The organism is Flavobacterium sp. AK-345 (assembly GCF_058310175.1).
Window position 1 is genome coordinate 14894 of the sequence record NZ_JBZEER010000023.1, and the last position, 12296, is coordinate 27189.

At 29.6% G+C, this 12296-nt stretch carries 6 protein-coding genes; all 6 read left to right on the plus strand.

Annotation, left to right across the window (positions count from 1 at the left end; translation table 11 throughout):
- The first annotated feature begins 2 nt into the window (after positions 1-2).
- The 6 genes from AC4FQ3_RS22495 (at position 3) to AC4FQ3_RS22520 (ending at position 12102) form a co-directional block, all read left to right on the plus strand.
- A complete protein-coding gene (locus AC4FQ3_RS22495; protein WP_491183360.1) occupies positions 3-8195 on the plus strand; it encodes an amino acid adenylation domain-containing protein in 8193 nt (2730 codons plus the stop codon).
- A gap of 8 nt (positions 8196-8203) precedes the next feature.
- Positions 8204-9163 carry an NAD(P)-dependent oxidoreductase gene (locus AC4FQ3_RS22500; protein WP_463460633.1) on the plus strand — a complete coding sequence of 320 codons (960 nt, stop codon included), beginning with the start codon at positions 8204-8206 and terminating at the stop codon, positions 9161-9163.
- Positions 9141-9524 carry a RidA family protein gene (locus tag AC4FQ3_RS22505; RefSeq protein WP_491183361.1) on the plus strand — a complete coding sequence of 128 codons (384 nt, stop codon included), beginning with the start codon at positions 9141-9143 and terminating at the stop codon, positions 9522-9524. The genes AC4FQ3_RS22500 and AC4FQ3_RS22505 overlap by 23 nt, the downstream gene beginning before the upstream one ends.
- A gap of 55 nt (positions 9525-9579) precedes the next feature.
- Positions 9580-10608 (plus strand): alanine racemase, encoded by a 1029-nt coding sequence (locus AC4FQ3_RS22510; protein WP_491183362.1) that lies wholly within the window; start codon positions 9580-9582, stop codon positions 10606-10608.
- Positions 10605-11267 (plus strand): thioesterase II family protein, encoded by a 663-nt coding sequence (locus tag AC4FQ3_RS22515; RefSeq protein WP_073398365.1) that lies wholly within the window; start codon positions 10605-10607, stop codon positions 11265-11267. The genes AC4FQ3_RS22510 and AC4FQ3_RS22515 overlap by 4 nt, the downstream gene beginning before the upstream one ends.
- Before the next feature lie 187 nt (positions 11268-11454).
- Positions 11455-12102, plus strand: coding sequence for a 4'-phosphopantetheinyl transferase family protein (locus AC4FQ3_RS22520; RefSeq protein WP_491183363.1), 648 nt, complete (start codon positions 11455-11457; stop codon positions 12100-12102).
- The last annotated feature ends 194 nt before the right edge of the window (positions 12103-12296 follow it).

Sequence of the window (12296 nt, forward strand, 5' to 3'; positions counted from 1 at the left end):
TTATGGAGAAATTAATTGAAGAACTAGAAAAAAATGGAGTTTCTATAATTGTTGATGAAGATAAACTTAAAATAATTTTTGATGAAGACAAGGAAATTCCTGAACATTTTTTACAGGAATTGAAAGAAAAGAAGACTGAAATGATTGCATTTCTTAAACAGGAAAAAAATGCATTAGAATTTCCAAGTGATAATAATGAATACCCTTGCTCTCCTAATCAAAGAAGTTTATATTTTAATTATAAAAAGGACATTTCTTCGTCTTCTTATAATATGACCTATATCAATGAGCTGAAAGAAATTGTTGATGTAAACAGGTTTAATAATGCCATAAATGAAGTTGTAAAAAGGCATGAAGCCCTTAGAACATGCTTTGTGGAGAGAAATAACCAACTGAAACAAATCATCGTTCCGGTTCAAGACTCGAAACTTGAGGTTGTTTTATTTAATTATGAAGCGTATGATGAAGATGAAGTAGTAAAAACTTTAAGAACGGAAGCACAAAAAAGATTTAACTTGGAAGAAGGCTATCCTTTGCGAGTTGTTTTAGTTCAAACGAAAAGTAGAAGTCTGGTGCTTTTAAGCCTCCATCATATTGTAGGTGATTTATTGTCATTAAAAATTATTGCTCAGGAGATTTACGAGATTTATTTAGGAAATAAAATGAATTTACCTGCTGTAAATCAGCATTATAAAGATTACTGCCTATGGTTGGAAAAGAAATTAGCAGATAATAATGAAGCAGAAGAAATGTGGACGCAGAAGTTTTTAAATTTCGAAGCAGCTACCACTTTACAGAATGACATAAATCTTTTAACTAAGAATGGAACTGCAAAATCTTTAAATTATTTTTTTCCGGAAGTTTATTTAAAAAAATTTAAAAAAATATGTAAAGAAAATAATTCGTCTTTGTACATAGGCTTTTCTAGTCTGGTTTCTTTATTATTAAATAAAATAACAGGAAGTAATGATATAACTTTCGGAGGTCCCGTTACTGCAAGGCACTTTCTTAATCATCAGGATCAGGTAGGATATTATGTAAATAGTATTCCGCTTAGAATAAAAATAGATAGTGAAATTAGTTTTAATGATTTCTTAAAAAGAAATAAAACTAACTTAAATGAATGTATTGACTTTAGTTATTATCCTCTGCCATATTTAATGAAAAAAATAGGTCAGGAAAATATTAAAGAGCTTTATAATATTATGGTAGTCTATCAAAACCAGGAAGCTTTTCAGACCACGGAATTTATAACTAAAATTCATAATAAATTAGAGTTATCGGCAAAGTATGATCTTATTATTGAATTTTCAGATATAGTTGGAGAAAAAATAAATATTAAGATGGAGTATAATGAATCTTTATATAGTGCAAATTATATTGACACTATTTATAAAGCTTTATGTAATCTTATTGAAAATGTGTGTAAAGAACCTAATACAATATTGCAAGATATAGAATTGATTAGTGACACAGAACGACACAAATTGTTAGTAGAGTTTAATGATACGAATATTGATTATCCTAGAGATAAGACTATTGTAGATTTGTTTGAACAACAGGTAGAGAAGACAGCTAATAATATCGCAGTTGTATTTGAAGATATAAAACTTACTTACAAAGAGCTTAATGAAAAATCCAATCAATTAGGACATTACTTAAGAGAAAATTATCAAATTTCACCTGATGATTTAATTGGAATCAAGTTAGAACGAAGTGAGCAAATAATTATCACTATTTTAGGAATATTGAAATCAGGAGCTGCTTATGTGCCAATTGATCCTAGTTATCCCAAAGCAAGGATAGATTATATAGAAAAAGATACTAATAGTAAAATAATAATAGATGATAAATTCCTATATGATTTTGAACAATTAAAAAATAATTGTTCACAAGAGAGTTTAGAAAAAATTAATACACCTAATGATTTAGCTTATGTAATTTATACTTCTGGAACAACTGGACAACCCAAAGGAGTAATGGTTGAGCATAGAAATGTAATTAGATTAGTTAAACCTTGTTCGTTTTTTCCTTTGAATGAAGAAAAAGTTTTACTTGGTACTGGATCTATTTCATTTGACGCAACGATAATAGAGTTTTTCGGAACATTATTAAATGGTTCAAAATTAATATTGACCAAACAAGAAAATCTATTAAAATTAGAAGCCTTAAGAAAAGTTATTCAAGATCATAATGTTAATAGTCTTTGGATGTCAGCATCTTGGTTTAATCAAGTGGTTGAGAATAAAATTGATGTTTTCGAAACAATCAAGCAGTTAATAGTAGGTGGAGATATTGTTTCAGCAACTCATATATCAAAAGTATTTGAAAATTATCCCGCTATAAAAATTGTCAACGGATATGGGCCAACAGAAAACACGACATTTTCTACTACTTTTGAGATAAAGAACCAAAAATATTTCAATATCCCCATTGGCAGTGCTATATCAAATTCAAAGGCCTATATTCTTGATGAAGCATTAAGTTTATGCCCCATAGGAGTTTTTGGGAAAATATATGTATCTGGATCAGGAGTAGCGAGAGGTTATTTAAATCAATCTGAACTTACTAAACAACAATTTATAAATAGTCCTTTTATAAAAGGAGAAAGAATGTATAAAACTGGAGATTTAGGAAGGTGGTTACCAGATGGTAATATAGAGTTCTTAGGAAGAAAGGATGAGCAGATTAAAATGAGAGGATTTAGGATAGAATTAAATGAAATTGACTCTGTCATCGCAAATCTATACTATATAAAATCTTGTAAAACATTATATGAAAAGAATAAATTGATCTGTTATTTTATTCTTGAGAATATAGATAAAGAAGATATTGAAACTGTTATACGTAATGATGTTAAGCAACTTCTTCCGGATTATATGGTACCACATTTTTTTATTGGAATTGAAGCTTTTCCTATGACCATAAATGGAAAGTTGGATAGGAATAAATTATTGCAACAGCAAAAAGTTACAAAAGAACAACCAAGTCAGATAAATGTTAATAACGAAGATAAAATATTATCTATATGGGCAGAAGTATTAGATACGGATATTAAAAATATTGTTCCTTCAAAAAATTTCTTTGAAAATGGAGGTGATTCACTTTCTTTATTAAACCTAATTTCAAAGCTTAACAATATTGGCATCCATATTACATACGATGCATTTATTGAAGCTCCTTTTTTAGCTAACATAATTAATAATGTGATAGGGGATGAGTTAACACCTGTGCAATTAGACGAAAACCCTTTTATTTTATCTCCAATTCAAGAATGGTACTTTGAGAAAAATCCAAGTAATGCTAATTTTTTGATGTATACGACCCATACATTAGAAGAAAATTATTCGGCTGAAATGATACAAATAGCACTAAATGCTATTTGTCAAAAGCATTCCTCTTTTCGTTTAAGGTACACACAAAATCTTTTCTGGCATCAGTATTATGATACGGAAGCTTTAACAGAACAACTCTATGTTTTTAAAGATCTTGGATTTGAAAAGGATAAAAATTTAGAAAATTGTATAGAAGAAGCAGAACAAATTATAGATACACTAAAAGGACCACTTTTATACGTTACCTTATTTAAACATAATGAAGAAACAGCAATATTTTTTACCTGTCCTCATTTAATAATAGATGCAGTGTCATGGAATATTTTTATTAATGATTTTGTGTATTATTATAATAATCCGTCACTTAAGCCTACTTATACAAAAACCTATAAAGAGTGGTTGTTAAATCATCTAAATAATAGCAATGGAAATATTAATAAGGAAGAAATTAATTATTGGATTGAACAGGCTTCTGATAAGAATATTTACAGGAAGGGTTTTATTACACAAAATCGAATGGAAAACCTTAACATTCCTAACATAGATGTAGATAAAAGTTCAAAAAATATCGAAAATATTATTCTGACAGCTTTAACATATACAATTGGCAAGACACTTCAATTTGATGATGTTTACTTTGAAAAAGAGGGACATGGTAGAGAGATGGTTAATAAATTTGATAGTTCGGAAATTATTGGATGGTTTACATCAAAATACCCTGTAAAGTACACTGCGAATAGAGAAAGTCTTGTGCAAACGTATCATAATGTTGTAAACGCCAATGAAAATAGACGCTATAATGGTGTATGGTTTGATAAATACAAGCGTTTGGCACCTCAACCAATAAGAAATGCCCTGAACAAGGAGTTATCATTTTCATTTAATTATCTGGGTGTATTCAGTCAGTCCAACTTAAATAATTCTCCCTTAGCGAGACCATTGATTCCACTCAGCACACACATTAATAGTGAATGTCTTAAAGAAATAAGGAAAAATTTTTACTTATTGGAAGTGAATTGTGGCGTGATAGCAAGTGAAATTTTTATCAATTTAAATGCTAATGAAAAACTATGTTTACATGATGATGAATGGAATAATTTTAAAGAGCTATTAAGTGGAACAATAAAGACTTTATTGGAATATAGTAAAAATGATCCGAAAGATCTTTCAGATGATGATGGCTCAATATCTGATTTTCAGAAAGAATTAATTGCGCACTCCTTAATTAATGAGGACAAATCTGAAAACTATATTACTCAGTGGGAATTTGAAACTAAAAACTTTGACAGAGTTAAATTAATAAATAGTTGCAGGAACCTGCTTAAGAAATTTGAAATACTAAGAACGGCTTATTTCTATGACGTACAAAAAGGAATTTTCCGTAGCGAAGTTTTGAACCTTGAGGAGGCTTTTATTTTTAATGAGTATTCAGCTGTTACTAACCTTAAAGAAACGCTTAAACAATTAAAAAATATAGCCGTAGTTGCCGATAAACCACTAATGAAATTTTCGCTTATTAATATTGATATTGAAACAGATATATTCGTTATTACTGCACATCACGCTTTATTGGACGGCCATTCTATGTTTATTTTGTTGCATGAACTATTAAACACATATGAGAATAAATCTGTAGAAAAACATTATGTGCCTTATAAAAAATATATACAACACATTCGTTCAAAAGATAAAAAAGTAGCCCTAAATTATTGGAAGACTACACTTTCAATGTTCTTAAAGGAGAAAGTGACGACAAACCTGAATAACAATGCCACTTTTAATGAGCACTCTGTGGCCTTTAAAATCAGCAAAGAAACTCAAGATACTTTAAGATCTAACAAATTAACGCTGTCTTCAGCTTTTAACTTTATCTTCGGAAACACGTATGCCTTATTAAAGAATGAAGAGAAATTGGTTTGGGGGAACGTTGTAAATTACAGAACAAATGAAATGGAAAACATGGACGGTATAGTAGGTCCATGTATTAATAGTATTCCAGTTTGTTTTGATTTTAAAAAGCCTGGAACCACCTTGTTTGATGATATTGCTATTTTGCAAAAACAAGTAATTACATCTCAACAATTTTCATATATCTCTTTGCAAGAAATAGTAACTACTGTTGCCCAGAAAAAATTGTTCGATATATTATTCACATATCAGAATTATAAAAAGGCAGAATTAGACAGTATGAACCTGCAAATAGAAATGTTAAATGAAAATATTATATCTTCTCATTTTCCATTAACGGTTGTTGTACACCAAGTTGGAGAACATGAATTTGCCATACGTGTAAAGTATAATACAGCATTTTATACGGAAGACTTTATACAGAGTTTTATTAAAGTTTATACAGATAACATGGAAAAGCTGGAATGTTCTCAGACCAAAACCGCTCTTTCAGTTATTAAAGGAGAATATAAACAAAAAATGCCATTTAAATCACTTATAGAAGGGTTTGAACTTTGGGTAAAGAAATCACCAGATAAAATAGCGCTTTCGTATGTTGGTGAAGAACTCACATATAGGGAGTTAGATGAGAACGCAAATTTTATCTGTTCTCAACTTATGGATTATAAAGGGATCAATTGTGTTGTTGTTTGTCTTGCTGAAGTACAAAATTATGTGCCGGCGATTATAGGAATTCTTAAAACAGGTTTACATTTTATAAATATTGATGCCAGTTTCTCACAAAAAACAATTGAAAAAATTATTCTACAATTAGAACCTTCTGTTTTAATAACAGATAATGCAGCAGAAAATTTAGATCCGTTTTTTACCTGTGAAAATAGAATTAATCTACAGCAAGGAATTGGAAAAAAATCAGATGCTCCAACAATAAATATAGAGAATCAGGAATTAGTAACAATTAACTATACTTCTGGATCCACAGGTGTACCTAAATTAGTAAAGATTGATAATAAAAGTCATTTAAACAGATTAAATTGGTTATTGCAAAATTTTCCGGCAACAACAGATGATCAGTATGTTCTAAAATCTTCTTTTTCTTTTGCTCCTGCACTTCGCGAAGTGTTTGAGCCTTTATGTCAGGGATCAACATTGCATATTATAAATAACAATATGTTAAAAAATGTAGATGAGTTTTGTTCATTTATGAAAAAGAACAAAATAACAAGGATTTTTCTTACTCCATCGTACATTAAATTACTAATAGCAAATAACAAATTAGTTGATCTAAAAGAAGTAAGGATTATAGAAGTAAGCGGCGAATCCTATTCTCATGATCTGGTAGAAACTTTAAATAAAGTACTGCAAAATACTATTATATTGAATCGTTATGGTTGTACAGAGGCAGCTTCTGTTGTATATCATACTTTTTCAAAAGAATTACCGATTTCTGAAAAGAGAATTCCATCCGGGAAACCCATTTATAATACAGAAATAATTGTTTGTAATGAAGAAGATCAAATCGTTCCAATTGGCGTGATTGGTACTATTTTAATTAAATCAGATTGTCTGTCGCTTGGTTATGTAAATGCTGAAGCTAATAAAAATAAGTTTATCGAACGAGAAGGAAGCGTCTGGTTAAACACGGAGGATCTTGGATATATTGGCGAAGATGGGAACCTTTATTATGTGAGTAGAGGTACCAGAATGGTAAAAATAAGGGGATATCGTGTAGAACTAGATGAATTGGAGGTTATTGCAAAAAATCACCCAGATATAAAGAACGCATATGCAGATGTTGAAACAAACGAATATGGCAACTTTATCGTGTTTTATTACAGTTCATTTTCAAAGAAACCTATTGGTAGTACAGAGCTAAAAGAATATTTTGTAGGTGAATTGCCAGAATATGCAATACCTCATAAATATGTTTTCATTTCAGTTTTTCCACTAACGTTAAATGGTAAAATAGATGCTCAGGAACTAAAAAAAATGTCTATTCCGATATTGACAAAGGATCAAAACACTCCACTAGATAAATCATTGGAAAAAAGCATAGAAAATATTTTAAAAGAATTATTAAAAATAGAAGAAGATATTGATCCCATGGATGATTTTAGATCACTTGGGTTAGACTCTATTCTGTCTTTGTATTTCCTCCACAAATTGCACAATGTACTGGGAATAAAATCAGATCCTATATTATTATACAAAAATAATACTATCAGACTTTTTGCAAATGCTATAAAAAGTATTGATAATCAAGCCGGCTATAGTATCATAAAACCAGAAAGTAAGCATATTGTTTTTGTTATAACACCTGCAAGTGACGCCGCAATTGATTTTCAATTTATAAATGAAATACTAACATATGACTATAACCTGGTAATTTTTGATCCTGTAAGATTGGATAAAGAAACAACAGTAAACATGGAAACTCTTGCAATGCATTATGCAAAGGAAATTAATGACTACCTGAGTACAATAATTGATGTTGAAAGCGTGAGTATTGCCGGATGGTCTCTGGGCGCCACTATTGCTTATGAAGTAAGCGCTCTTTTTAAGAAAGAGAACGTAGTTTTTGACCATTTAATGTTAATTGACCCAGGGTTTTATTATCAGGATTATGATGATCAAGTTACCAGAACATCACTTACAATCTCTTTAGAGAAGTTAGATCCGGAAAAAATATTTACAGATCGTTATATTGATACTGCGTTAAAGGCGAACCAGTTAATAAGAAATTATAATCCGAAAAAGTTAGATCGAAAGATAATTTTAGTAAAACCTAAAACCATTAGTTCTTTTGAAAGAAATTATAATCATAAGTTGAATCAATTAGATGAAATAGGTAATACAACAATTGAGTTACTTGAGATTAATGGGAATCATATGACCATGATGCAAAATATGGACGGAATACTGGGGTTGTTTAATCAGATAATACACAATTGATATTAACTATGACTAAAATACTTTTATTAGATAAAATTGCCGAAAAAGGGCTTGAGAGATTTAAAGAATTTTCAATTATTGATGATGGATGTGCATTTGATCAGGAAAAAATTAAATCTGTAATTGGAAATTACCATGGTGTTATATTTAAGAGTGGTAATCGTATTAATAGAGAAATTTTACTTGATGCAGCTAATTTAAAGTTTGTAGCCAGAGCAGGATCCGGTGTTGATAATATTGATATAAATACACTTAATGAATTAGATATAAAATTATTTACTTCAGCAAAAGGAAATGCCCGTAGTGTTGCGGAGTATGTGTTAGGAACAATGATTTTATTGTCACACAAACTTTTTGAATCACACCTTGGAGCAAAAAATAATAATTTTCAAAGACATACCTGGCAAGGCAGGAATATTAGTGAGCTGAGTATTGGTGTTATTGGATATGGAGTTATAGGTAAGGAAGTTGTTGACTTATTAGCTCCGCTTTGCAAGAATATTTTGGTGTATACGAACAAGGAGCTTACTTTTAAAAATGATAACCATAGTAATGTTAAATTTTACAATAGCATTGAAGAAGTGGTATCTATGTCAGAAGTTATCACAATTCATACTTCTTTAAATCCAACAACAGAGTATTTATTTGATGAAAAGTTATTTAAATGTATGCGCAAAGGAAGTATTTTGATTAATACAGCCAGAGGAAAAATTATTGAGGATAGTGCCTTATTGAATGCCTTTAAAGATGATACAATTGCGTATGCAGCTTTGGACAGTCTTTACCCTGATCCTCATTATAATACAGACCCTATTTTAAACACCTATAATCATTTTTTAATTCATCACCCTAAAGTATTTTATACTCCTCATATAGCAGCGGGCACCCGTGATGCACTAGAAGAAGTTTCAGAGAATTTAGCCAGTGATGTAAAATATTTTCTAGATGAAACGAAAAATTACAACTAATAATGCCCCAATGCCTTCTGGCAATTATTCTCAAGCCATTCAGGTCGATAACCTGGTTTTTATTAGCGGGCAATTACCATTAAAAGATGGTGACTTAATTTCAGACAATGAACCTGTTAAACATTGCAGACAATGTCTTATCAATATTAGTAACATATGTATTGCTGCCGGAGGAGAAATTAATGATGTAGTTAAACTCAATGTATATTATACTGATGTAAGATTTTCTCAAGCGTTGGATGAGGTTCTGCCGGAATTTTTTCATGAACCTTATCCTGCCAGAATCAGATTAGGAGTTTCGGCTATTTCTAAAAATGCCCAAATTGAAGTTGATGCAATAATGTATAATAAAAATGAATAAAATAAAAAATTTATCAGAGATAGATTCCCCTTCCCTTATTTTAATTAAGGAAATAATGGAAAGCAATATTGAGGCAGCTTTAGAGATGGTTTCTTTAGATAGGTTTCGACCACATGTTAAAACAAATAAAATTCTGGAGGTTTGCAAAATTCTTAAAAACAAAGGGGTTACCAAATTTAAAGCATCTACTATTTCTGAATTAGAGATGTTGGGAATGATAGATGCAAAAGATGTTCTGTTAGCACATCAGCTTACTCGCTTAAAAATGGAACGATTTATAAATCTAAGTCTTAAATATCCAAATACAAAATTTTCTTGTGTTTTTGACAATTATGAGAATTTAGTCTGTTTTGATGATTTTCTTAATTCTTATGATTTTAAACAGGACATTTTTATAGATGTAAATGTTGGAATGAACAGAACAGGTTTGCCTTGTAATGAATTGATTGTTTTTTTTCAAAAAATTTTGAAATTAAAAAATATAAACATTAAGGGGTTTCATATTTATGACGGACACATTCGGGAAACTAATATTGACAAAAGAAACGAAATTGTAAAAGAAGTCTTTAATCAAGCCTATTTACAGATTGAGATGATAGAAAATTTGCATAACTGTAAATTTCAGATTGTTGCCGGAGGTTCTCCGTCTTTCTCTGTACATTCACAAAATTCAAGAGTAGAATGTTCACCAGGAACTTTTGTGTTTTGGGATTGGAAATATTCTAGATTGTTTCCGGATTTGAAATTTGAATGTGCTGTTTATATCATTTCAAGAGTGATTTCTATTCTGGATTCTAAAACAATATGCCTGGATGTTGGACATAAAGCAGTAGCTGCAGAAAATCCTTTTCCAAGATTAAAATTTTTAAATTTTCCTGAAGCAAAAAGTATAATGCAAAGCGAAGAACATTTAGTGATAGAAATAACAGATACTTCAAACATTAAAATTGGTGATGTATTAATTGGTATTCCGGATCATATCTGTCCTACAATTGCTTTACATGAAAATATACATGTTATAGAAAATAATGTATATGTGTATGATTGGAACATAATTGCGAGAAAAAGAAAAATTAATATATGAAAATTATATCCCTTCACTTTGCTGGTGGAAACAAATACTCTTTAAATAAGATTTTTACTAATTTTAATAATTACGTTCCTTTTGAGTTGGAACGAAATAATAATATTGCCGAACTCAATAAAATTATAGATCGTTTTGTGATTTTATTGAAAAACCAGGTGCAGGAAGAAAAATCTTATGTCATCTATGGTCACAGTATGGGAGCTTTAATTGCCTATTTACTCTGTCAAAGATTGCAAGAATTAAACTATCCAATGCCAAAAAAATTAATAGTCAGTGGTAAGAAGTCACCCTCAACTATAAGTGATAAAAAAATAGTAAACCTTAATGATGAAGATTTTTGGAATGAGATAATAGCTTTAGGAGGCATACCAGATGAGATAAAAAATAATCCGGAACTAATAAATTATTATTTGCCTATTTTGAAATATGATTTTAAAGTAATTGAAAGTTACCAATACGAAAATAGGCAAAAGTTAAGTATTCCAATTGACGTATTTTATGGATCAGATGATGCCATAGAAGGAGAAATGACAGGTTGGAGGGATGAAACAACCAGAGAAGTAAATATTACTCAATTGAAAGGAAATCACTTTTTTATTTTTAACCATAGTGATTACTTTAGAAACTATTTCAATAATTTAATAAGAAATACTTAAAATTTCCCGAAGAAATATATTTCTTCTATTGGTACATGCACTTAACCCATTCGGGATTCCATTTATTATTTAGCTTCTATGATAATTTAGACTTAAAATGTGAGGTAGAGTATAATGAGAATATTGACCAAAAGTTTTTGGATGGAATATGGAAAAAAAATAACGATTTTAACCAGTATGATTTTTAATGATTATTTTATACGCATTTATAAAAGAAGATAAACATCAGGATCTTTTAAATAGATATTCAGATATTAGTACAAAAGAGTTTAAAGAAAAAATTCTAAAATACAGAAGATGGCAGGATGCTCAATTATCTTTATTGGGACGAGTACTTCTGAAATACGGATTAAGCACTTTTTATGATATAAAAGAATTTGAAATTTGTTATCAGTCTGATAAAAAACCTTTTTTAGAAGGTAAAAATATATACTTTAATATATCTCATACAAACTCTTTGGTGACATGTGTCATTGCAGATTTCCCTATAGGAATCGATGTGGAATTTTTAGATAAAAAAATTAACTATCTGGATTTTAAACCCCAAATGACATTTAGTGAATTGTATAGAGTTGGTAATTCCAAAAATACGGTGCAGGGTTTTTTTTCGTACTGGACAGAAAAGGAAGCTGTCATAAAAGCCCATGGAAAAGGCTTACTAATTCCATTAAAATCTTTTGAAATTTCAAATAATGAATGTATAGTAGAAAATGAAAAATTCTATTTGAAAGAAATTTTTATTGATAAAAATTATCAATGCTGTATAGCAGCAAATAGTGACAGAATAAAACATGAAACTGTTGTTTTAGAACAATTAAATTTGAATACATTATAAAAATCAAAACAACAAAATTCTTTACTCAAGACTATCTCCCGTTTATATAAATGTTTTTTGAATGGCAATTTTATAGAAACTGATACACAGTTGGAATAAGCCGTAAATTTTACCTAAAAAGTCCGTAATTTTTTATTAAGCGCTATGTTATTTTTGCGTTATGCTATAATAAAGTTCATGTATTATTAATGAAT

What these genes read in the sequence shown, in the direction of transcription:
- AC4FQ3_RS22520 (WP_491183363.1), top strand. Translation starts at nt 11,455, where the DNA reads ATGATTATTTTATACGCATTTATAAAAGAAGATAAACATCAGGATCTT.
- AC4FQ3_RS22505 (WP_491183361.1), top strand. Translation starts at nt 9,141, where the DNA reads ATGAAACGAAAAATTACAACTAATAATGCCCCAATGCCTTCTGGCAAT.
- AC4FQ3_RS22495 (WP_491183360.1), top strand. Translation starts at nt 3, where the DNA reads ATGGAGAAATTAATTGAAGAACTAGAAAAAAATGGAGTTTCTATAATT.
- AC4FQ3_RS22510 (WP_491183362.1), top strand. Translation starts at nt 9,580, where the DNA reads ATGGAAAGCAATATTGAGGCAGCTTTAGAGATGGTTTCTTTAGATAGG.
- AC4FQ3_RS22515 (WP_073398365.1), top strand. Translation starts at nt 10,605, where the DNA reads ATGAAAATTATATCCCTTCACTTTGCTGGTGGAAACAAATACTCTTTA.
- AC4FQ3_RS22500 (WP_463460633.1), top strand. Translation starts at nt 8,204, where the DNA reads ATGACTAAAATACTTTTATTAGATAAAATTGCCGAAAAAGGGCTTGAG.